General features: G+C 38.1%; 19 protein-coding genes and 1 pseudogene. 12 read left to right on the top strand and 8 right to left on the bottom strand.

Translation table 11 applies throughout. The annotated features are described in order from the left end of the window. Window positions 1-489 (bottom strand): annotated as a pseudogene (locus AADJ06_RS14530) (hypothetical protein); the annotation flags it as partial. 304 nt (window positions 490-793) lie between these two features. On the opposite strand from AADJ06_RS14530, the gene AADJ06_RS14535 reads away from it, so the two are divergent. The 6 genes from AADJ06_RS14535 (at window position 794) to AADJ06_RS14560 (ending at window position 7,451) form a co-directional block, all read left to right on the top strand. Continuing rightward, complete coding sequence (locus AADJ06_RS14535) at window positions 794-1,708, top strand: stomatin-like protein (protein ID WP_341227201.1); 915 nt, start codon at window positions 794-796, stop codon at window positions 1,706-1,708. Between the two features lie 6 nt (window positions 1,709-1,714). After that, window positions 1,715-2,146, top strand: a complete 432-nt coding sequence (locus tag AADJ06_RS14540; RefSeq protein WP_341227202.1) for an NfeD family protein — start codon at window positions 1,715-1,717, stop codon at window positions 2,144-2,146. Between the two features lie 110 nt (window positions 2,147-2,256). Further along, entirely contained in the window at window positions 2,257-3,114 is an 858-nt protein-coding gene (locus AADJ06_RS14545; protein ID WP_341227203.1) for an alpha/beta hydrolase, read from the top strand. A 137-nt stretch (window positions 3,115-3,251) separates the two neighbouring features. Continuing rightward, window positions 3,252-5,276, top strand: coding sequence for an OmpA family protein (locus tag AADJ06_RS14550; protein WP_341227204.1), 2,025 nt, complete (start codon window positions 3,252-3,254; stop codon window positions 5,274-5,276). A gap of 49 nt (window positions 5,277-5,325) precedes the next feature. Then, entirely contained in the window at window positions 5,326-6,249 is a 924-nt protein-coding gene (locus AADJ06_RS14555; protein ID WP_341227205.1) for an alpha/beta hydrolase, read from the top strand. Window positions 6,250-6,401: 152 nt separating this feature from the next. Then, window positions 6,402-7,451: a hypothetical protein gene (locus AADJ06_RS14560; protein WP_341227206.1), complete on the top strand. Its 1,050-nt coding sequence runs from the start codon at window positions 6,402-6,404 to the stop codon at window positions 7,449-7,451. On the opposite strand, the gene AADJ06_RS14565 is transcribed toward AADJ06_RS14560, so the two are convergent. The 6 genes from AADJ06_RS14565 to uvrA form a co-directional block, all read right to left on the bottom strand. After that, window positions 7,355-7,954 carry a GNAT family N-acetyltransferase gene (locus AADJ06_RS14565; RefSeq protein WP_341227207.1) on the bottom strand — a complete coding sequence of 200 codons (600 nt, stop codon included), beginning with the start codon at window positions 7,952-7,954 and terminating at the stop codon, window positions 7,355-7,357. The genes AADJ06_RS14560 and AADJ06_RS14565 overlap by 97 nt on opposite strands. Before the next feature lie 17 nt (window positions 7,955-7,971). Beyond that, entirely contained in the window at window positions 7,972-9,039 is a 1,068-nt protein-coding gene (locus AADJ06_RS14570) for a phosphotransferase family protein (RefSeq protein ID WP_341227208.1), read from the bottom strand. After that, a complete protein-coding gene (locus AADJ06_RS14575) occupies window positions 9,032-10,234 on the bottom strand; it encodes an acyl-CoA dehydrogenase family protein (RefSeq protein ID WP_341227209.1) in 1,203 nt (400 codons plus the stop codon). The genes AADJ06_RS14570 and AADJ06_RS14575 overlap by 8 nt, the downstream gene beginning before the upstream one ends. Before the next feature lie 261 nt (window positions 10,235-10,495). After that, window positions 10,496-11,320, bottom strand: a complete 825-nt coding sequence (locus AADJ06_RS14580) for an amidohydrolase family protein (RefSeq protein ID WP_341227210.1) — start codon at window positions 11,318-11,320, stop codon at window positions 10,496-10,498. Between the two features lie 102 nt (window positions 11,321-11,422). After that, on the bottom strand, window positions 11,423-12,373 hold the full coding sequence (locus AADJ06_RS14585; RefSeq protein WP_341227211.1) for an NAD(P)-dependent alcohol dehydrogenase: 951 nt from the start codon (window positions 12,371-12,373) through the stop codon (window positions 11,423-11,425). A gap of 236 nt (window positions 12,374-12,609) precedes the next feature. Continuing rightward, window positions 12,610-15,444, bottom strand: coding sequence for an excinuclease ABC subunit UvrA (uvrA, locus tag AADJ06_RS14590; protein ID WP_341227212.1), 2,835 nt, complete (start codon window positions 15,442-15,444; stop codon window positions 12,610-12,612). 134 nt (window positions 15,445-15,578) lie between these two features. On the opposite strand from uvrA, the gene AADJ06_RS14595 reads away from it, so the two are divergent. From AADJ06_RS14595 to AADJ06_RS14605, 3 genes are read left to right on the top strand one after another with little or no spacing between them, the layout of a single operon-like run. Beyond that, window positions 15,579-16,232 carry an HAD family phosphatase gene (locus AADJ06_RS14595; protein WP_341227213.1) on the top strand — a complete coding sequence of 218 codons (654 nt, stop codon included), beginning with the start codon at window positions 15,579-15,581 and terminating at the stop codon, window positions 16,230-16,232. Beyond that, window positions 16,232-16,621, top strand: coding sequence for a VOC family protein (locus AADJ06_RS14600; RefSeq protein ID WP_341227214.1), 390 nt, complete (start codon window positions 16,232-16,234; stop codon window positions 16,619-16,621). Before AADJ06_RS14595 ends, AADJ06_RS14600 begins: the two co-directional genes overlap by 1 nt. 21 nt (window positions 16,622-16,642) lie before the next feature. Further along, window positions 16,643-17,806, top strand: coding sequence for an MFS transporter (locus AADJ06_RS14605; RefSeq protein ID WP_341227215.1), 1,164 nt, complete (start codon window positions 16,643-16,645; stop codon window positions 17,804-17,806). Here AADJ06_RS14605 and AADJ06_RS14610 read toward each other — a convergent pair whose 3' ends face one another. Then, window positions 17,807-18,715 carry a patatin-like phospholipase family protein gene (locus AADJ06_RS14610; protein WP_341227216.1) on the bottom strand — a complete coding sequence of 303 codons (909 nt, stop codon included), beginning with the start codon at window positions 18,713-18,715 and terminating at the stop codon, window positions 17,807-17,809. A 162-nt stretch (window positions 18,716-18,877) separates the two neighbouring features. Between AADJ06_RS14610 and AADJ06_RS14615 the strand changes: the two genes are divergently transcribed. The 3 genes from AADJ06_RS14615 (at window position 18,878) to AADJ06_RS14625 (ending at window position 21,995) form a co-directional block, all read left to right on the top strand. Then, window positions 18,878-19,852, top strand: coding sequence for a polyprenyl synthetase family protein (locus AADJ06_RS14615; protein ID WP_341227217.1), 975 nt, complete (start codon window positions 18,878-18,880; stop codon window positions 19,850-19,852). Between the two features lie 121 nt (window positions 19,853-19,973). Next, on the top strand, window positions 19,974-21,596 hold the full coding sequence (gene pafA, locus AADJ06_RS14620; RefSeq protein ID WP_341227218.1) for an alkaline phosphatase PafA: 1,623 nt from the start codon (window positions 19,974-19,976) through the stop codon (window positions 21,594-21,596). Then, window positions 21,597-21,995 (top strand): VOC family protein, encoded by a 399-nt coding sequence (locus AADJ06_RS14625; RefSeq protein WP_341227219.1) that lies wholly within the window; start codon window positions 21,597-21,599, stop codon window positions 21,993-21,995. The last annotated feature ends 17 nt before the right edge of the window (window positions 21,996-22,012 follow it).

Consider the following 22,012-nt stretch of genomic DNA (forward strand, 5'->3'; position numbering starts at 1 on the left):
GTTACCTCTGTTAAAAGAAGATCTAGAGTCACCTCTTCCAGAGTCACGTCTGTCGCTACCTCTGTCATAAGAAGGTCTAGAGTCACCTCTTCCAGAGTCACGTCTGTCGCTACCTCTGTCATAAGAAGGTCTAGCATCACCTCTTCCAGAGTCACGTCTGTCGCTACCTCTGTCATAAGAAGGTCTAGCATCACCTCTTCCAGAGTCACGTCTGTCGTTACCTCTGTTAAAAGAAGATCTAGAGTCACCTCTTCCAGAGTCACGTCTGTCGTTACCTCTGTTAAAAGAAGGTCTAGAGTCACCTCTTCCAGAGTCGCGTCTATCGTCTCCTCTGTCCACTCTACTGAATGAAGCTTTGTCGTCTCTGTTAAATTTTCTGTTGGAATCGCCTCTGTCTCTGTCGTTAGATGGACGAGAATCTGGTCTGTCGGTTCTATTTTCTCTAGAACCCTCATTATCGGATTTACCGAATTTTCTAAAATTTGCCATTGCTTTGCAACATCGCTGCTGTAATTATTTGATATTCTGAATATAAGCAAAGGTAATTCTATTTTATCAATACTTTTAAGAAATGCTTAATATGGCTGAGTTTTGACATGCTAATACTTGTTTTAAGACAATTTATCTTAAGATATGAGGTCTTTATTTTCCGTTTGACCTTTATTTCTCACCATTCCTCAGACCAAGGATTTATTTATACCAATTGCCTTGCTAAACCAAGGGTATAAAGCTAATTTGCTTATAAGATTTAAGTCAATTTAAACTTAGGTCAAAACAAAACTATAATACATATATGATAATTGTATCCGCTGTTGTTCTTCTGGTCATCGTAGTGGTGATGATGGGTGTTAAGGTGGTGCCACAACAAAGAGCTTACATCGCCGAACGTTTGGGGAAGTATTATGCCACACTTCAGCCAGGAATAAATTTTTTAATTCCTTTTGTAGACCGTGTAGCTTATAAGCATGGTCTTAAAGAACAAGCTTATGATATTCATGAGCAGGTGTGTATCACACGAGACAATGTTCAGGTTAGGGTAGATGGTGTGATTTTTTTACAAGTAATAGATGCTCATAAAGCTTCTTACGGGGTAAATGATTACGTTTTTGCGGTAACGCAATTGGCTCAAACCACTATGCGTTCAGAAATTGGTAAAATTGATTTGGACAAAACATTTGTGGAAAGAATGGCTATAAATCAAGCAGTGGTGCAAGCCATTGACGAAGCAGCCATTAGCTGGGGTGTTAAAGTTTTACGTTATGAAATAAAGAATATTTCGCCGCCTCAAACGGTACTAATGGCTATGGAAAAGCAGATGCAAGCCGAACGTGAAAAACGTGCAGTAATTCTAGAGTCTGAAGGAAAGCAACAGTTTGCAATAAACACAGCCGAAGGTCAAAAAGCACGCGTAGTATTAGAGTCTGAAGCAGAGAAATTAAGACAAATTAATAGAGCAGAGGGTGAAGCAGCAGCAATTTTGTCTGTAGCTGATGCCACAGCGGAATCAGTAAGGAAGGTAGCAGCTGCCATCAGTGAAAAAGGTGGAATGGAAGCCGTACAGCTACAAGTGGCCGAACTCTACATTGAACAGTTTGGTAACCTTGCTAAAGAAGGGAATACCTTGATTTTGCCTGCCAATTTGGGCGATATGGGTTCCATGATTGCTTCTGCCATGACCGTAATTAAAGAAACAACACCTAAAAAGTAATGGAATATGGAATTATCAAGTTTAGAAATATGGGTTATTCTCGGCGTGATTTTTCTTATTGTTGAGATTTTCTCGGTTTCATTTTTTGCTGTTTTCTTTGGCGTGGGTGCTTTAGTCACGGCATTGTTAACTTACCTAGAATTGACCAATGATTTGATTACCCAAGTAATCGCCTTCTTGGTAGTTTCTGCGGGTTCGCTTGTTGTTTTTAGAAAACAAATTTTAACGGCTTTTAATAAAAGTGGAGAAAATTATACAGAGCTGGTAAATGAAAGAGCAAATGTTTCTGCTGCTATTCCTGCCAAAGGAGAAGGGAAAGTTTTTTACAGAGGCTCTGACTGGATAGCGGAAGCCGTTACGGACATTGCTATTCCCAAAGGTGCCAAAGTTTTGATTAAGAAAGTAGACGGTATTCGTCTAATAGTAGAGGCCGAATAGGTTTATATTTTCGCAAAGTCTTTTGTGTTATTCAGCTTGCTCTGAATACTAAAAGGCTTTGCGTTTTTTTTGCGTAGCTTGTCAATCTTTAATTCAACCCTTACTTATTTATGATGTTCAAAAGAATAATTCTACTAGTTCTATTATTGCCAGTTCTGGTCAAAGCCCAAGAAAGTCCGAAAGTCATTCACTTATGGGAGAACGGTGCTCCGGGTTTTGAGCATTTGGAAAATGAACAAGAAGAAGCAAAAGAGTATTGGGTTAAAAATGTCCATAATCCATCTATAACAGTTTATGCCCCTGAAAAGGGTAAAGCTAATGGCGTAGGTGTTTTAATATTTCCGGGTGGTGGTCATAGACTTTTGGTGATTGATGCCGAAGGCATTGATGCCGCCAAGTTCCTTAATCAATATGGCATTACGGCTTTTGTACTAAAATATAGAATGGCAAGAGAACCAGATTCTCCATATGAATTAGGCGTACACGCCAAAGAAGATGCACAAAGGGCTATGCGATTGATTCGGTCAAAATCAAAGGAATTTGGAGTTCATGAGGCTCTTTTAGGTGTCATGGGCTTTTCGGCAGGTGGTGAAGTAGTGCACTGGATGGCCTACGAAGATGGCAAAAGTATCATGAACGAGGTGGATGAAATAGATAGCCAAAATGCCAAACCAACTTTTCAAATATGTATTTATCCTGGACCTCTAGGTGTACCTGAAGTTGTTCCTACTGACGCCCCACCGGCTTTCGTTTTAGCTGCCAATGATGATGAATGCTGCTCAGAACCCACTTTTAAATTACTTCAAGGCTATAGAAAAGCAGGAGTACCTATAGAAGCACATTTTTATACGGCAGGTGGTCATGGTTTTAATATGGGAAACAGAAGCGATTTGAAAAGTATAAGTAAATGGCCAGAAAGGTTAGGCGATTGGTTAGTTGATACTGGTTTGGGGATGGAAGTGGATTAAAGGGTTCTTTATTTAAAAATGTCTATTGAAAACACTCATTTTCAGATTCACAAAATACTTGTTGATTCAAAACGTTTCTATTATTAACAATAAGCCTTAAATTAGGGCAAATTCCTTAAGCTGAAGCCGATTTACGAATGAGAAAAAGCTACCTTTTACTAATATTTCTGTCCATTTTTTCCCTTGCGGCCTCTGCCCAATTGCAAGCTTATAAAAAAGGTTTGGCAAGTTTTGAGAAGGGTTATTATGATTTGGCAGTAAACGACCTTCTAAAGGTTAAAGAGATTGATGCTTCACAAGAAGCTAAACTTAACTATACCATTGCGGAGTCTTACAGGCTGTCTAACAGGTGGATTGAATCCATTTCATATTACGCGGAGGCTATAGCCAAAGGAGTAGATGACCCAGACGCAGTTTTTCATTATGCTTATGCTCTCAAAGCAAACGAGCAATATGATTTGGCTTTAGCCCAATATAGAAAATACATAGGTCTAAAGACTTCAAATAAGACGTATAATGAGTGGGCAAACAGAGAAGTTAATACGCTTCAAATAGTTGACTTGCTTAAAGAGAAGAATACTGAATTAAACTTCAGAAACCTAAAAGAGATAAATACTGAAGGTTCAGAGTTTTCACCACTTGTTTATAAAGGTAAACTAGTTTTTTCGGCTTCTAGAAAACAAAAGACTTATTCAAATGGCCTTCCATTCTTAGGGATTTATGGAGCTCAGGTTAATGCTGATTTGACCAGTATTGGTGATGTGAGTTTATTTAGCGATGCCATTTTTGATTCTGAAAGAAACGAAGGAACACCCGCTTTTTCGCCTGATGGTAAAACGGTGATTTTTGCTAGAAGTAACTCTGGAAAACGAAAGGATGTTTCGCCTGATGTAGATTTGTATATAAGTAGATTGGCACCGAGCACAGGTTGGACAGAGCCTATTTTAGTTTCGGCTTCAGATTCTGCCAGTTGGGATGGTTGCCCAGCTTTTTCAGGTGATGGTAAAACACTTTATTTCGCTTCCAATAGGGCAGGGGGCTCGGGAGGAATGGACCTTTATAGGGTTAATATGGATGCATCTGGAAGGTTTGGTAATCCTGCTAATATGGGTAAAGCACTAAACACACCTGGTGATGAAATGTTTCCTTATGTATCAAGAGATGGGAAATTGTTCTTTGCTTCTGATGGCCATCCAGGCTTAGGTAAGTTAGACTTGTTTGTGGCAGAAAGAAGGTCGGGTAAAATTTCGGTAGAAAATATGGGACTTCCTTATAACTCATCTATGGATGATTTTGGGCTGTCTTCTGATGATAATGGCAATGTGTTTTTCTCTTCAAATAGGAGAGGAGGTATGGGAGATGATGATATTTATTTTTATCAAGCTCCGCCAAAAGAGGAATTGGCTGAAAACGTAGATCCATTAAAAGGAGGTTCTGACGAAGAAAACGGAGAGAATGAAATTACCATGAAAACGGTCAATTACTTCTTAGAAGGAACTATTAAAGAAAAGGAAGCTTCATTAGTGGCAGATGCCAAAATATCTATTTATAAAATTAGTGGAGGTTTTGAAGAATTAGATACGGAAACAAAAAGCGACGCTACGGGTACTTTTGGGCCAATACGTTTATCTGAAGATACCGACTACCTAATTATAGTGGAGAAGCCTGAATATTTGACGAAGAGAGAGGGCTTTACCATGTATGGAAGAACTATTCCTCAAATATTATTAAGAAAACCTGTAACAGATACCACGTTCACTACCGAGATAATAGTGGATAAGCTATTCATTGGCAAAACCTTTGTTTTGGAAAATATCTATTACGATTTAAATAAAGCAGATATTAGAGCGGATGCTGCTGTGGAATTAGACAAACTAGTTCAAATTCTAATTGATAATCCTAAGATAAAGGTTGAGTTAGGGTCGCATACAGATGTGAGGGGAACAGATATGTATAACTTACGTTTATCTCAAAGAAGAGCAGATTCGGCGATAGAATACATTATATCTAGAGGTATAGAAAGAGGGAGGTTGACCGCTCAAGGATATGGGGAAGAAGAACTTATAGTGGAGTTTGCGAAAACCGAGGAAGAACATCAGGTGAATAGAAGAACTGAATTTAAAGTGACAGACCTAGGTACTTCTACCGAAGAAGTGAACTAATTCTATTTAAAATATTGTAAATTGAGCCTGATTAAATCAGGCTTTTTTTATGCAAAAAATATTCATTCTATTATTATTAATTTCAATTCAAGGTTACGGACAATCTATGGAAGTACTGTTATATCCTGATGGGGTACCGGGAGCTATTGCAGGCCATGGTCTCAAAGAGGCCGATGTTTCAGAAAGAGATGATGGTGTAATAAGATTAAGAAACGTTACAGACCCAAGTCTTACTATTTATCCGGCAAAGAAAAACAAGAGTAAAGGTGCTGCAGTTATAATATGTCCAGGTGGAGGTTATCATATTTTAGCCATTAATAAAGAAGGCTATAAAATAGGGGAGTGGTTTGCCGAAAGAGGTATTACGGCTTTTGTCTTAAAAAGTAGGTTGCCACAGCCTGAAATGTTTACCGAAAAACAAATAAGACCACTGGAAGATGCTCAGTCGGCCATAAAGTATGTAAGAAAGCATGCTAGTAAATATGGCGTTAATCCTGAAATGATAGGTATAATGGGTTTTTCTGCTGGAGGTCATTTGGCCGCTTCGGCCTCTACGCATTTTGACAAAGGTGTGGGCGTAAATGAAAATAGTGAAGTTAGTCTAAGACCTGACTTTAGTATTTTAATGTATCCTGTTATATCATTTAGCGATAAGTTATCTCATTCGGGTTCTAGGGCAAATTTGATTGGTCCAGAGTTAAGAATTGAGGAAATGGAACATTTTTCTAATGAGCTTCAGGTAACGCCAAATACACCGCCTGCGTTTTTAGTACATGCATATGACGATGGCGTAATTATGGAAAATAGTTTAGCTTATGTTAAGGCCTTACGCCAATTCAAAATACCAGCAGAGCTACATTTATATGAAAAAGGTGGACATGGCTTTGGATTGGCCTACGACCAAGAAAATCCTGTTTCTACTTGGTCTAACAGACTTCAAGATTGGCTAAAAAATAATGAGCTATTAAAATAAAGTAGACTTCGAGCGTAAAAAGGTATGATAATTGTGTTTTGCAATATTGCTTTACATACCAAACCATTTAATAAAAAAGGTGATTAGCAGTTTCTGATGTCAATAACTCTCGTTACTTTTATATCAGGAAAACAAATAAATACTACATTCTTATGAAGAAAGTAATCTATACATTAAGTGCCGCCCTTATAGCCGGTTCTGTTTCAGCACAAATGGTGAGTGGAACACAAATTCATGTTTCAGAAGGAGCTGTCCTTAGCATAGGTCAGGATTTTCAGAACAATGGAGAATTGACAAACAAAGGTCAATTACATTTACGTCAAAACCTTACTAACGATGGTACATTATCATCAGATGGTAATGTTGTTTTTGACGGTTACACAAAACAGACTGTTTCTGGAACGAACGATGTAGTTCTTTCTAAGGCTGTTATTGAAAACGATGTTGATTTGAACACAGCATTAGTTATCAATAAAGAGCTAAACTATAATCAAGGTATAGTTTCTTCTTCAGAAAATAACCCTTTAGTTTTTACTGAAGATGCACGTTATAACGGTGCTTCTGACTTTTCTCACTCTAGAGGTGTAGTAACTAAAGTAGATGCTAACAATTTTGAGTTTCCAGTAGGAGATGGTACTAACTACAGAGGTTTTGTAGCTACAAGTAATAAAAGAAGTGCTCTTTCTGCAGAGTATAAATCTCAAAATCCATCAGAAGTTTCTGGTGAATTAGCGAATGGTGTAGAATCAGTTAATAATAACGAGTACTGGGTAGTAAAAAGCTCAGACGAAAATGATATAGCTAGCGTAAGGCTTCAAGGTACTTACGAAAGCAACGTTGCTTACTTAAAAAAAGGAACATGGAATATTTCTGAAGATGCTGCTTTTGACAAGAAAAGTGGTATTGAGAAAGGTGTAATGTTCACATCGGGTAGAGGTCAGTTTGTTAAAAAGGACATTGGCGTATGGCCAAACCCTACGCAGGGTGACTTCAACCTGAAACTTACAGGTATGAATGACAGTGATGCTGTAACAGTAGATGTTACTAATCAAGATGGTCGTAGAGTATTGAGCATGAAAGGTTCAGTTAACGACTTAAGAAAAGTTTATTCGCTTCCTACTAGTTTAGTAACTACAGAGCTTACTGTTAGAGTAATTAACGGTGACGAAGTGATGACTGAGAAATTAATCCTTAACAGATAAGGATTTAGAATATAGTATTTGAAAAAGGCTTCCAAACGGAAGCCTTTTTTTATGCCATTTTTTCTAAATAAATCATGATAGGATTCGGAGGTAGACTTTCTCTTTTGAATTCGGTATAGCCTAGCTTTTGATACAAATAGAGGTTCACTTTTGTATGCAGTAAATAGCCAGAATCGGTTGGCCTTAGGGAATCTACTTTCTATGTCTAGCATGAGCCTAGAACCGAGTCCTTTATTTTGGAAGTCTGGATGAACAATCAATTTACCCACTAACACACTACCGTTCTCTTCAAAGCCTTTTATAGAGCCAATTATCTTAGAATTGAAAGTCGCTTTTATGAAAGTGTTTGTCTTAAAATCTGCTTGTAGCTCTTCTATGCTTTGTGTGAGTGGCGTTATCTCATAATTATTATAAATCTCTGCTTCTTGGATATACGCTAGTTTTTGAAGTGTTAGGATTTCTTCTAGATCTTTTTCTTGGGCTATTTCGATTTTAAAATTCACTAAACTTTCTTTTTAGATTAAATCATCTTTGCACTTTCAATGGAATCCACACCTTTCCTAGAAAGAGCCTTCACACCTTCTATCAATCCTGCAAAACGCGGGTCTTTGGTTAGGCCTTTTTTATATCTGGCGTAAATCTGCTGAATAATCACGGCATTTTTAAATAAGCCAAAAACATAGTAAAAAAGAATGTTTGAAATATCTCTTCCTGATTTTTCAGCATAGAGGTTGGCGTATTCTTGTCTGGTCAAGTTTCCTGGCAACCAAGAAAGGTTAAAAGCTTTGCCGAAGTCGGCGTCGCCAAACTCTACCCAATAGGCCAGGGTGGTTCCCAAGTCCATCAAAGGGTCTCCAACAGTGCACATTTCCCAGTCTAAAATAGCGAGTATCTCTTCTGGTTTTTCAGGATTCAATATGAGGTTGTCATACTTATAGTCGTTATGTATTAATGTGGCCTCAGCAGGTTCAGGGATGTTAGTATCTAGCCATGCTGCCACAGAAATCATATCTGGTAAATCATCCGTTTGCGAAGCTAAATAACGCTTATGCCAACCTTTAACTTGCCGGGTTACATAAGCTTCTGGCTTGCCAATATTTACCAAGCCTGTAGTATTAATATCAATACTATGAAGTGCTACCTGATTTAAACAGATTGCCTGAGAGAGCGTTTTGAATAAGGCACTATTATCTTCCTTTAAGAATGTTCTGGCGTCCGCTGCTCTAAGGATACTTCCTTTAACTCGTTCCATTACATAGAAAATAGAACCAATTACGGCTTCATCTTCACAGAGCAAAAGCGGTTTAGGGATTTGTTTAAAACCAGCCTTATCAAGAGCATCCAGAATCCCGAATTCACGAGCCATATCATGGCCGCCTTTTATGTCTTTCGCTCCTTTTGGTGGTTTGCGTAATACATAAGATGTATTCTTAGCCTCTAGTAGATAAGTGAGGTTTGAGTAACCACCTGAAAATTGTTTGACACTAATAATTTTGGCTAAACTGTTTTCTTGTAAATGTTTATTTAGAGCCGATAAGGGTAGTTCTTCTTCGTTTCTAACCTGATTGGCTTGGTCAAAATCAAGCATTTCTATAAGGTTTTAAGATTTGTTTCGCTAAGGAGGCTTTGTGCACTTCGTCTGCTCCGTCATAAATTCTAGAGGCTCTCTCATGAGCGTACCAGTAAGACAGAATGATGTCATTTGTCATTCCCAAGGCTCCATGTGTTTGAATGGCTCTGTCAATTACGCGAAGCATCATGTTTGCGGTGAAAAACTTAATGCCTGATATTTCTGCTCTGGCGGCTTTGCTGCCAACTTTATCTATTTTGGTGGCAGTGCTTAAAACCATCAGACGGCAAGCGTCAATTTCCACTCTACTTTCCGCTATGAATGTTTGAATGCTTTGTTGGTCGGCAAGCGTTACGCCATCTTTTAATTCTCTATTTACGGCATATTTGCACATCAAGTCAAAAGAACGCTCTGCTATACCTATGAAACGCATACAGTGGTGAATTCTACCTGGCCCAAGTCTTTCTTGAGCTAGAAGAAAACCTTCGCCTTCTGTACCAATTAGGTTACTCTGCGGCACGCGTACATTATTGTATTTAACTTCGGCATGACTAGCCCAGCTGTCACCAGAATGTCCCATGATTGGAATATTACGTACAAACTCGTAACCTGGAGTATCCAGTGGAACTAAGATTTGTGAAGCTCTTTTATGAGGTGCGGCATCAGGATTGGTTACCGCCATAACCACAGCAAATGCTGCCCCATCAGCAGAGGAGGTAAACCATTTATGCCCGTTTATGACATAATCGTTACCGTCTTTTACTGCGGTGGTTCCCATTCTGGTAGGATTAGAACCTGCATAAGCTGGCTCTGTCATAGAGAAACAGCTTCTTATCTCTCCTTTTGTCAGCGGTTCTAAGAATTCTGGATGAAGGCTTTTGTCGGCATGCCTGTGTAAAAGCTCCATGTTGCCAATGTCTGGTGCTTGGGAATTAAAAACAAAGTGGCCAAATGGAGAACTTGCTAATATTTCACTTACCTGTCCGAACTCACAAAGTGTCAGCCCTTTTCCCCCTAAACTTTCAGGGAGGGCTAGTCCCCATAAATCCATTTGTTTAACTTCCTCTCTTAATTTGTTTAGGGTAGGTTCTATCTCAGAAAAATTACCATTTAAAGTCTCTGGACTTTCAAGCGGATAAAGCTTGGTTTCTATAAATTCCTTGATGACCGGAAGCAGTTTTCTGGTCTTATCTGTAGTGAATAGGGTTTCCATTATTTTTTATTGATGAATGTGAAATATTATAGGATGTAAGTTAATAATCCTATTTCATAAGACGTCAATAATTAGCGAATGCTTCGTGAAAATAATTGGATCTGTTCTTTAAAATAGACATAGTAGAGGATGGTTTGTCATGATTTTGATTGAAAATCACGCCAAATGAATTGTGTTTTCTTCTTTGTAGGAGGTGTTTTCACCCCTCCCTAGCAATATGTTGCTCCTTTGGAGCTTGCGGTGTCTTTCTAAGGGTTTGACTTAGATATTATAAAATCGTTGGGCGTTTAACCCAAAGATGTCATCTTGCTCGTTTTGGCTAAGTTTAGAGAAATAAGACTGTACTATGTCTAGCTGTTCTTCGTATTCTCCTGCTACCAAACAGACAGGCCAATCTGAGCCATAAACTATTCTCTTTGTACCGAAAGAGCTCAATACATTGTCCAAATAGATAGAAAAATCTTCTTTTTTCCAGTTTTGTGGATCTGCTTCGGTGACCATACCTGATACTTTGACATATACATTTTCATGTTCAGAAATGGCATTCATATAATTACTCCATTTGTTTATAGACTGATTTTTAATATCAGGCTTGGCTATATGGTCTATGATTAATTTGTTATCGGGTAGCTTTCTGATGAATTTTAGGGCTGCATTTAGTTGCCTTTCGAAAATGAGAATGTCATACGTGAAGTCTAATGGAGCCAGTTTAGCTACACCCTTGGTAAAGGTTTCATCTAGAAGGAAATCATCAGGTTCGCCCTGCACTATATGTCTAAAGCCTTTGAGTTTTGGACTGGTGGAATAGTAGTGCAATCTGTTTTTAAGATCAGGAGACTTTAAGTCGACCCAAGATACCACCGCTTTTATGAAATCATTTTCATCAGCATATTGAAGGAATTCAATATTTTCTTCTTCGTTTTGATTTACCTGAATTAATACGGAACCATCAAAGCCATTTTGCTTCAAAATTGGTTCTAAATCGGCCGGAAGGAAGCTCTGTCTGATTTTAGACATAGAATCATCAATCCATGCATAATCTTTATCATTATAATTCCAGAAGTGTTGATGGGCGTCTATTCTCATTTTTCGCTTTTATTTCGAGGGTTTTGGACTCATACGAAGATATAAAGCTTTTAAGGAATAGCCTGCTTTTTATTTGGCAATAAGCAATACTATTTCTTCAGCCTAGAAGTTTATTACTATTTTTCCTTTATGTTTTCCCTCTCCAAAATACTGAATTAAACCAGGTATTTCTTCTGGTTTATAGGGGCCATCAATGTATGATTTGATGCTAAATCGGCTGTTTAATTCTTCTAAGCCTTGATTAGGTTTTAATGCGAGTATCTCGAGCTTCTTTTTATTGAATAAAGAAAGAACTTTACCCCAAAATAGTATGCCGATTAACTTCGTCAAATCTCCACCAACACTTACATAAGTACCTTTTGGCTTAAGTGCTTTTAAATAAGAGAATGCCGATTTTTTACTTTTACAGTCTAAAATGAAATCATATTGTTCACCAGTTTTCGTGAAATCGGTTTGTTTGTAATCTATGACATGGTGAAAACCTAAATCTTTCATCATCTGTGATTTTGCTTGGGAGTCAACGCCAGTTACAAAACAATTATGATGTTTGGCTATCTGTAAGGCAATAGTACCTACGCCACCCCCTGCACCATTAATTAATACTTTTTGGTTTTCTTCTAATTTGTCAAGTGCTTGATAAGCCAAAAGTCCTGCATGAGGTATGGCAGCGGCTTGTTCAAAGCTTAGTTCTGGAGGTTTTACCTTGACCGTTTTTTCATTTACAGCTATGAATTCAGCAAACGTTCCGAAACCCAATTCCGAGATATCACCGTACACATGGTCGCCAACTTTTAGCATTGTTACCTTAGAACCAATTTCCTCTACTATGCCAGATAGTTCCATGCCAGGAATAGTATGTTTTGGTTTAAAGAGACCGAACATGAGTTGGTAAAGTTTGGGTCGCCCTCTCACCAAGCTCCAGTCATAGTCGTTAATAGTGGTCGACTTTACTTTAATCAGAACTTCGTTTTCCTTGGGTATTGGTTTTTCAATTTCAGTGAATTTTAAAACCTCTTTAGGGTTTCCGTATGTAGTAAAGACAAGGGCTTTCATAGCTTTCAAATGGTGTTACATCTTAAAAATAGATGGCTAAACTGATTATTTGAAATTCTAGTGAAGAATACTCATTGAGTATTTTATATGTGGTTTTTAGGGCAGATGGATGGAAATGAAAAGGGTCTTAGTATGAATTATGGCTTTAATTTAGCTCCAGCGGAGCGGAATATTAATAGCGAAGCTTAATAAGCCCCACTAATTTATGTATTCCGTATAAGAGGTCTGGTAATCTCCTACAACTTCCCCTTCAAAAAGTCAGCAGTATAATTCCCCTCAATTTTAACCATTTCTTCGGGTGTGCCTTCAAAACATAGGTTTCCACCACTTTCACCACCTTCTGGACCCAGGTCTATAATCCAGTCGGCAGACTTAATCACCTCCATATTATGCTCAATGATAATGACCGAATCGCCCTGTTCTATCAAGGCGTTCATAGCTTTCAATAATTTCTGAATATCATGAAAGTGTAGCCCTGTGGTGGGTTCATCGAAAATAAAGAGGGTTTTTCCTTTGTCGGAATTTCCTTTGCCTAAGAAGAAAGCAAGCTTGACACGTTGTGCTTCACCACCAGAAAGCGTGTTTGAAGATTGTCCTAGTTTGATATAGCCTAAGCCCACATCCTGTAGCGGAAGCAGTCTTTCATAAAGCTTCTTTTGGTTATCCTCAAAAAAGGCAAGAGCTTCGTCAATGGTCATATTCAGAATGTCAGAAATATCCTTTTCCTGATACTTTACTTCTAAAACCTCTTGTTTGAAACGTCTTCCTTTACAGCTTTCACAGGTGAGTTTGACGTCGGCCATAAACTGCATTTCTATGGTTTGCTCTCCTTCTCCGGCACAGGCTTCGCATCTTCCTCCGTCTACATTAAAAGAGAAAAAAGCAGGTTTATAATCACGCTGTTTTGCCAAAGGCTGGTCTGCCATTAGGGCTCTTATGGCATCATAGGCCTTAATGTAAGTTACTGGGTTTGACCTGCTGGACTTCCCAATAGGGTTTTGGTCTACCATTTCCACCTGATTTATTCTGCTCAAGCTTCCAGTCAATGATTCATATTTTCCGCCATCTTGCGAGTATTCCCCTTTTTGTCTTGAAATAGCAGGATAAAGAATTTTTCTTATCAGTGTTGACTTCCCTGAGCCACTAACGCCTGTTACCACGCATAATACGCCAAGTGGGAATTTAACATCAACATTTTTAAGGTTGTTTTCTGTTGCTCCAGATAGCTTTAAAAAGTCAATTGCTTTTCTTCTTCTTTCAGGTACTAAAATATTGTCTTGACCTGAAAGGAAATTGATGGTGTGAGATTTGCTGCTTTTTCCTTTATGGGCTTTAATGCTTTCAAATGTTCCTTGAAAAACTAATTCGCCACCTAGATTTCCTGCATTTGGGCCAATGTCAATAATCTCATCGGCTTCTTGCATGACCTCTTCTTCATGCTCTACCACTATAACGGTATTGCCAATGTCGCGTAGCGACTTTAATACCGAAATAAGTTTCTGTGTATCTCTTGGGTGCAAACCAATGCTAGGCTCATCCAAAATGTACATGGAGCCTACTAAAGCGGAACCCAAAGAGGTAGCCAACTTTATACGTTGAAACTCACCACCAGAAAGGGTAGAGGTTAATCTATTTAAGGTAAGATATCCTAAACCCACTCTGTCAAGGTACTCTAAACGGTTTTTTATCTCTATTAGAATTCTTTTTGAAATCTCTACTTTGTTGCCTTCTAATTTGAGTTTGTCAAAAAGTGTTCTAGCCTTGTTTATTGGCATTAGCACCAAATCGGTAATAGAGTAACCATCTATTTTGACATACGAGGCGTCTTTTCTAAGCCTAGAGCCACGGCAGTCCGGGCAAACTGTTCTGCCTCGATACCTACTAAGCATAACACGGTACTGTACTTTGTAAGTCTTAGTTTCTAGGTCTTTAAAGAATGCGTTAAGTCCTTGAAAGTGCTCATTTCCTGTCCATACTAATTGCTGTTCTTCTTCCGTAAGGTCTTTGAACGCTCGGTGAATAGGGAAGTCGAAGTGGATGCCATTTCTTAATAAGGGAGCAAGCCAATCACTCATTCTTTCTGAACGCCAAGGGGCTATGGCTCCTTCAAAAAGTGAAAGAGATTTGTCTGGAATTACGAGGTCTTCATCTATTCCTAAAACCTTTCCAAAGCCTTCACAAACTCTACAAGCCCCATAGGGATTATTGAAAGTGAAGAGGTTGACACTAGGCTCTTCAAAAACAATTTCATCTAGTTCAAATTTATCAGAAAAGTACTTTTGCTCTTTCCCCATGATTTGAACAATACAAACTCCATTACTCTCAAAAAAAGCTGTTTGGATAGAATCTGACATTCTAAAAAGATTGTCTTCGTCAGGTTCTCCGTTTTCGTCAAACTTTACAGCGGCTCTGTCAATTAATATCAGAACATTTTCATGAGCTGCTTTTAATAAGGCCTCACTTTCTAAAACATCTTCTATCTGATGAATATCTTGATTTATCGAAACTCTGTTAAAGCCTTTTTTTAGAAGTAAATCAAGCTCAATAGGTAGGTTTCGGCCTTCAGCAATATTTAGTGGAGACAGAATCATTAATTTCTGACCTGCATCAAAACTGTGTATAAAATTACTTACGTCATGCACGCTGTCTTTTTTGACCTCTTTTCCTGAAACAGGGGAGTAGGTGGTTCCAGCACGGGCAAAGAGTAATTTCAAGTAATCATAAATCTCGGTAGTGGTTCCTACAGTAGAGCGAGGGTTTTTAGTACTTACTCGCTGTTCAATGGCAATGGCCGGAGAAACGCCTTTGATATAATCTACCTCAGGTTTTTCCATTCTGCCCAAAAACTGTCTGGCATAGCTACTGAGGCTTTCCACGTACATTCTTTGGCCTTCTGCATACAAAGTGTCAAAAGCCAATGAGGACTTTCCACTTCCAGATAAGCCAGTAACTACGGTAAGCTTATTCCTTTTAAAGGCTACATTAACGTTCTTTAGGTTATTAACTCGAGCTCCTTTGATGATAATATGCGTTCTAGGATCTAAGGCTTCAATATCTTGAAATTCAGGCATGCTTTTTTTGCAATAAAAATGAGGTCATTACCTATCTTTTGACAGGATTTGCAAATATAGGGATAACAAAAACTTGAAGTAAGGTATTGCTAATTATCTCCTCTACATTTAAACTATTAATTTACTTTTGTGACATGGAAAACAAAGCAGTTATTTTTGACATGGACGGTGTCATTTGCCACACAAACCCTTTTCATTCTAAAGCTTTTAGAGTGTTTTTTGAAAAAAGAGGCCTAAATCCTACTGATGAAGAGTTTGCCGAGCACATGTTTGGTAAAAGCAATAGCTATATTTTAAAGCACTTTCTTGGCAGAACTATAGAGGGAGAAGAGTTTACTCAAATGGAAGAAGAGAAAGAAGGTCTCTTTAGAGAAATATATGCAGACCACATAGAAACTATTTCAGGTTATATGGACTGGTTAAAAATGCTGAAAGCCGAAGGTTTTAAAACTGGGGTGGCTACTTCTGCACCAAAAGCAAACCTTGAATTAATAATGGGAAGGCTCGGCTTTGAACCTATGATGGAGTCAATTTTAGCTTCAGAAGATGTGACAGCTCATAAACCAGACCCACAGGTTTATTTAAAATCAGCAAACAATTTAGGCGTTGAACCAACGAACTGTGTTGTTTTTGAAGATTCATTTTCAGGGGTTTCGGCAGCTATAAATGCAGGAATGAAAGTGGTGGGCGTTTTAAGCAGCCATACCAAAGAAGAATTACCTCCATGTGATTTTCATATCAATGATTATTCAGAAATCAGTCTTGATATTTTAAATAAAATACGCTAATGCCTTCTATCCAACACATAGCTTTATACTGTTCTGACATTGAAAAAATGAGGGCTTTCTACCAAAAGTATTTTGATGCCAAAAGCAATGAAAAATACATCAATGCTAAAAAGGGATTCGAATCTTACTTTTTGAGTTTTGAGGAAGGTGCTAGTTTAGAAATTATGACAAAGGTGGGAATAGCTTCTGCCAATGAAGTGCCAGCTGAATATCTAGGTCTTACACATTTTGCTTTTTCTGTAGGTTCAGAAGAAAAGGTCAATGACTTGACCGAAACTTTACGTAAAGATGGTTTTGAAGTAGCGGGAGAGGTGAGATGGACAGGTGATGGCTTTTACGAAAGTGTAGTTTTAGATCCTGAAGGAAATAGATTAGAGATTACGATTTAAGTATCGATTAAGAAAAACAGTTTGCTAAACCACCTTACAAAAGACTTTTTTGGAAACCGACAAAGCCGAGCTATAGCTGTTGCTTTTATAGCAGTAGGGCTTTTGTTTGGTACTTGGGCTACTTTTATTCCCTTTATAAAAGAGAAATTTGCTCTCAACGATGCCGACTTAGGTTTGATTTTACTGAGTATGCCAATAGGCTCTGTCACCATGAATTTGGTAGGAGCGTGGTTGGTAGCTAAAATTGGTATGAAAACCACCACTATTTTAGGAATGATAGCCATGAGTTTAGCCTTTCTTATTCCATTAAATAGTTCGTCGGTTTATATGCTGCCTATCGGGTTATACTTGTGTGGTTCGGGTATTTCTATCACTAATATCGCCATGAATATGGGCGTAACCTGTATTGAAGCACATCATGATGTTAAAATTATGAGCACTTGCCATGGTATGTTTAGTGTGGGTTTGATGTTGGGCTCTATGTGTGCCAGTTTGGCCAGAGGTTTTGAATGGAACCCTGGTTTATATATGATAGGATTTTCTGGCATGATTATCATCTTCGCATTGTTGATTCGCCCTACTATTTTCAAAATTCAAGACGAAGTGGTTTCAGAAACAGCTATGCAATCAAAGTTTGTATTACCAAAAGGGACTTTCCTAGTCATGATTTTGATAGGTGTTTGTGGTAATATATCAGAAGGCACCATGGCCGATTGGTCTTCTGTTTTTATGAAAAATGTAGTGAATAGTAGTCCTTACTTTGTAGGTTGGGGTCTGGCTGGATATTCACTTTTTATGGCTTTGGGTAGGTTTTTTGGAGATAGTTTAATTCCAAAATTTGGAGCTAATAAAATTCTAATATATGGAGGTTTTATGGCTTCATTTGGAGTGGTAATTGCCATACTTTTCCCTACCACTTTATTTACAATTATTGGTTTTTCTATAGTAGGTGCGGGGGTTTCTTGTGCTGCACCTATTCTTTATGGAGCTTCTGCCAGAGTACCAGGGGTTTCTAAAGGTACTGGGTTAGCGGTGATGAACACTTTTGCTATGGGCGGCTTTATGGCAGGTCCGGTTTTAATAGGTTTTGTATCCCAAGCCACCAGTTTAAGTTGGGCTTTTTCTATTGTGATAATATTATCACTTGTTTCTGCCTATTTATCTTCGAAAATTAAGTTTTTCTAATTAGCGTAATTCAGTGTAAGCAAATTGATAACCTTGCTTTATTACCTCTTTAATATCATGCGAGTTGAAACCCGTTAGGTTGATATTGATAGGCTCTACAGGTCTAATCACTTTAAGTGATATTTTCTTATTGAGGGTGAAACCCGCAATAGAAACTAAACTTTCATTATAGTTTTCAGCCCACTCTATGTCGTTGTTTTCAAACTGATTGACAGAAATATCTTTGATTCTTTCAATCATAGAAAAGAAAGAACGATAGTTAATCGGCTCTAATTCTCGTGTTTTTGGGTGCGTTGCAATTGCATAAATCTCTGTAGCACCATCTTCAATTGCCTTTTTTAAAGGAACTACTTCACGCAGGCCTCCATCGAGGTAGGCTTGTCTGTGGTCACCACCAATCTGAATGGCGGGCATCATAATGGGAATGGAACTGCTGGCTCTTAGGTAATCTAAGAAATGCTGCTCCATGGGGTCGGCATAGTGCATTTTGCCCGTATTTACATTAACAGCACCTACTTTAAGATTTACTGGGCTACGTCGGAGGGTTGTTAAATTAATGTATTTTCTGAGCTTCTCGTGAAGCGGGTTTGTATCTAAAAGTCCGTCAAAACGACTTAAGAGCGTATCAATTCCTAACTGAAACCTAGACTTTAAAAGACCAATGTCGTCCGGCTTTGTAATATTTTCAATCCAGAACTGAATCAATTTTTTGTTTACTATATCCCAGTCAATTGTGCTAGTGTCAATATGCTGGCGTCCTGCTTCGTTAACTATAAACCCAGCGTTAAGAGCTCCTGCGGAAATGCCGTAAATCATCTCCGGTTTAAAGCCAGTTTCTAAAACAGCTTGGATAGCTCCTGCCTGCCAAGCCCCTTTTAATGACCCTCCACCAAGTACCAATGCCCTCATATTATAACTTTGCTATTAATAGGATTAAGAGAAGAAAAAATTGTACCAATTGACTGCTGTCTGTTTAAAAAATAAGTCTACCCGTAAAATTAGACTTTTGAATTGTAAAATTGCAATGCATTGACTTATATCGAACCATCCCATTCCGTTGAAATCTCATAAATGTCTATAAACATCAAAGACATCCAGGCCCCTATTGCTAGCGAAATGAAGGAATTTGAAAGCAAATTCCGGAATTCGATGAAGACCGACGTGATGCTTCTTGATCAAATCATGAAGTACATCATTCATAGAAAAGGCAAGCAAATAAGGCCAATGTTTGTATTCCTGACTGCAGGAATGTGTGGTGGTATTCAAGAAGCCACTTACAGAGGAGCCTCTTTAATAGAACTTTTGCATACAGCCACTTTGGTACACGACGATGTGGTGGACGACTCTAACTACAGACGTGGTTTTTTCTCTATAAATGCACTTTGGAAAAATAAGATAGCGGTGTTGGTAGGTGATTACCTATTATCTAGAGGTTTGCTTTTAAGTGTTGATAATGGGGATTTTGATTTGTTAAAGTTGGTTTCTACAGCTGTCAAAGAAATGAGTGAGGGAGAACTGCTTCAAATTGAAAAGGCTAGGAAATTAGATATATCAGAAGAAATTTATTTTGATGTAATACGTCAAAAGACGGCCTCACTTATAGCTTCCTGCTGTGCTGTAGGTGCTGCTTCTGCCGGTAGTTCATCAGAGGTAGTAGAAAAGTGCAGACTTTTAGGTGAGAAAATTGGTATGGCCTTTCAAATTAAAGATGACCTTTTTGATTACGGAAATGCTGAAATAGGTAAACCAACAGGTATTGATATCAAGGAAAAGAAAATGACGCTTCCGCTCATTTATGCTTTAAATCATGCTGATAGAAGTACTAAGAATAAGATTATCAATTTAGTAAAAAGACACTCAAATAAACCCGCTAAGGTGAGTGAGGTTATAGAATTTGTGAAACAAAGTGGCGGAATAAGCTATACGCAAAATGCCATGATGAATTATATGAATGAAGCCAATGATATTTTAGCTTCTTTTCCCGATTCTGACTATAAAACCGCTTTAATTGGTCTAGTTAGATTTACAATTGAAAGAACTAAATAAATTGGTAGTTTTGAACTTTCAATAATTAATGAAAGATATGTCTACACATTTAAGCCTATCAATTACTTAATAGATATAGTCACGGTGTTTTTTTTACATTTGCAGAAAAAAATAATCATCCGTGAACAAACTAGTTACCCTTTTCGCATTCCTTGTTTTGAGTAGTTGTGCTGCTCAATCTCCTAAGATATCCTCAGCTGAAAATTCTAAACCAAAGTTGGTAGTAGGAATTGTGGTTGATCAAATGAGGTATGAATACCTCTATAGATTTCAAAAGCAATACGGAGAAGGCGGTTTTAAACGATTAATGGCAGAGGGTTTTAACTGCAAAAACAATAATTATCATTATGCATCTACTGTAACGGGTCCAGGTCACGCTCATGTTTACACAGGTAGCGTACCAGCTGTTTCTGGAATAGTTGGTAATGATTGGTTTGATAAAGCAAGTGGTAAAGACATGTATGTAGCTGCTGATAGTACTGCTTCTACTGTGGGAGAGGGTTCAGAAAGAGCGGGGAAGATGTCTCCTAATAATTTAAAAGTTACTACGGTTACAGACCAATTAAGGATATCAAATCAGTTTCAGTCTAAAGTAGTGGGAGTAGCTATAAAAGATAGGGGAGCTATTCTGCCAGCTGGCCATACAGGTGATGCTTATTGGTACGATTCTTCCACTGGAAACTGGATTACGAGTACACATTACGGAAATAAATTACCAGCTTGGGTACAGGCCTTCAATGATAAAAATGTGGCAGAAGAGTATGCCACTAAAACATGGGAAACATTATATCCGATAGAAACTTATACAGACTCTGAGGAAGATAAGCAGCCTTATGAAAACCGTTTAAATGGTCAAAAGGAAGCTATTTTCCCTCATACTTTTACGGTGGGTTCTATAGCTTCTACGCCATGGGGAAACACCATGACTCTTGATATTGCTTTAGAGGCATTAAAAAATGAGTCGCTTGGGCAAGATGAGATTACAGATTTCTTGGCTATTAGTTTTTCTTCACCAGATTACGCTGGACACGCTTTTGGACCTCAGTCAAAAGAAATTCAGGATATGTATATCAGGTTAGACTTAGAAATGGAACGTTTGCTTAACACTTTAGATGCCGAGGTGGGGAAGGGGGCATATACTTTATTCCTTTCTGCTGACCATGCGGTGGCTGAAATTCCTGCATTTATGAAAAAGCATGATGTACCTGCTGGTTTATTTTTAGGTGGTGAAGTTACTAAAGAGGCTAATGCTATAATTTCAAAAGCTTACGGAGAAGGGGAGTGGATTTTGAGTTTGAAAAACTATGAATTCTACCTTAATAGAGTTTTAATGGCGGAAAAAAATATTACGGTAGACCAAATTAAGAATTTGATAGCTCCAGTGTTAAGCATGCAAGAGGGTATTTACTCTGTAATTAACTTAGAAAGTTTAGGTAATGATAATATTCCTCCTTTTTATAAAGAGAAAATTCAAAACATCTACAACCCAAAAAGAAGCGGTGAGATTATGGTTTTGGTAGAGCCAGGTTGGTTTCACGGTTACGGAACGCGTGGAACTACCCACGGAACTATGTGGGCTTATGATACGCACGTGCCTTTATTATTTTTTGGGAATGGTATTAAACATGGAGAAACTACAGACCCTACTTATATTTCCGATATAGCACCTACAGTTAGTCAGTTATTAAATATTCAGGAGCCAAACGGTTCTGTAGGAACACCTCTGAAGGCGGTTTTAAAATAAATGGGCGTTTCTTTAAATCAAATAGCATTGGTAGTGGCTGATTATGATGACGCCATTCAATACTATACAAATGTTTTAGACTTTGAACTTTTGGAAGATACAGTCCTATCTGAAACTAAAAGATGGGTAACTGTTTCTCCAAAAGGGGAGAACTCGTGTAGATTGTTGCTAGCTAAAGCTTCTAATGAGGAACAATTAAAGGCTATTGGAAATCAAACTGGAGGAAGAGTGTTTCTGTTTCTTTACACCGATAATTTTGAGGTGCAATACGAAAAGCTAATGAAGCATCAAGTCAAAATCACTAGAGGACCTATTGAAGAGCCGTATGGCAAAGTATTGGTCTTTGAAGATGTTTATGGCAACCTTTGGGATTTGATAGAGCCTATTGAACGGAATTGATTTTACACAGTTTCTGC

Source organism: uncultured Arcticibacterium sp., assembly GCF_964021845.1.
Lineage (GTDB): Bacteria > Bacteroidota > Bacteroidia > Cytophagales > Spirosomataceae > Arcticibacterium.

What these genes read in the sequence shown, in the direction of transcription:
- AADJ06_RS14575 (WP_341227209.1), bottom strand. Translation starts at nt 10,234, where the DNA reads ATGGAAACCCTATTCACTACAGATAAGACCAGAAAACTGCTTCCGGTC.
- AADJ06_RS14535 (WP_341227201.1), top strand. Translation starts at nt 794, where the DNA reads ATGATAATTGTATCCGCTGTTGTTCTTCTGGTCATCGTAGTGGTGATG.
- AADJ06_RS14550 (WP_341227204.1), top strand. Translation starts at nt 3,252, where the DNA reads ATGAGAAAAAGCTACCTTTTACTAATATTTCTGTCCATTTTTTCCCTT.
- AADJ06_RS14555 (WP_341227205.1), top strand. Translation starts at nt 5,326, where the DNA reads ATGCAAAAAATATTCATTCTATTATTATTAATTTCAATTCAAGGTTAC.
- AADJ06_RS14540 (WP_341227202.1), top strand. Translation starts at nt 1,715, where the DNA reads ATGGAATTATCAAGTTTAGAAATATGGGTTATTCTCGGCGTGATTTTT.
- AADJ06_RS14625 (WP_341227219.1), top strand. Translation starts at nt 21,597, where the DNA reads ATGGGCGTTTCTTTAAATCAAATAGCATTGGTAGTGGCTGATTATGAT.
- AADJ06_RS14570 (WP_341227208.1), bottom strand. Translation starts at nt 9,039, where the DNA reads ATGCTTGATTTTGACCAAGCCAATCAGGTTAGAAACGAAGAAGAACTA.
- AADJ06_RS14615 (WP_341227217.1), top strand. Translation starts at nt 18,878, where the DNA reads ATGTCTATAAACATCAAAGACATCCAGGCCCCTATTGCTAGCGAAATG.
- AADJ06_RS14560 (WP_341227206.1), top strand. Translation starts at nt 6,402, where the DNA reads ATGAAGAAAGTAATCTATACATTAAGTGCCGCCCTTATAGCCGGTTCT.
- AADJ06_RS14595 (WP_341227213.1), top strand. Translation starts at nt 15,579, where the DNA reads ATGGAAAACAAAGCAGTTATTTTTGACATGGACGGTGTCATTTGCCAC.
- AADJ06_RS14545 (WP_341227203.1), top strand. Translation starts at nt 2,257, where the DNA reads ATGATGTTCAAAAGAATAATTCTACTAGTTCTATTATTGCCAGTTCTG.
- AADJ06_RS14580 (WP_341227210.1), bottom strand. Translation starts at nt 11,320, where the DNA reads ATGAGAATAGACGCCCATCAACACTTCTGGAATTATAATGATAAAGAT.
- AADJ06_RS14610 (WP_341227216.1), bottom strand. Translation starts at nt 18,715, where the DNA reads ATGAGGGCATTGGTACTTGGTGGAGGGTCATTAAAAGGGGCTTGGCAG.
- AADJ06_RS14585 (WP_341227211.1), bottom strand. Translation starts at nt 12,373, where the DNA reads ATGAAAGCCCTTGTCTTTACTACATACGGAAACCCTAAAGAGGTTTTA.
- uvrA (WP_341227212.1), bottom strand. Translation starts at nt 15,444, where the DNA reads ATGCCTGAATTTCAAGATATTGAAGCCTTAGATCCTAGAACGCATATT.
- AADJ06_RS14600 (WP_341227214.1), top strand. Translation starts at nt 16,232, where the DNA reads ATGCCTTCTATCCAACACATAGCTTTATACTGTTCTGACATTGAAAAA.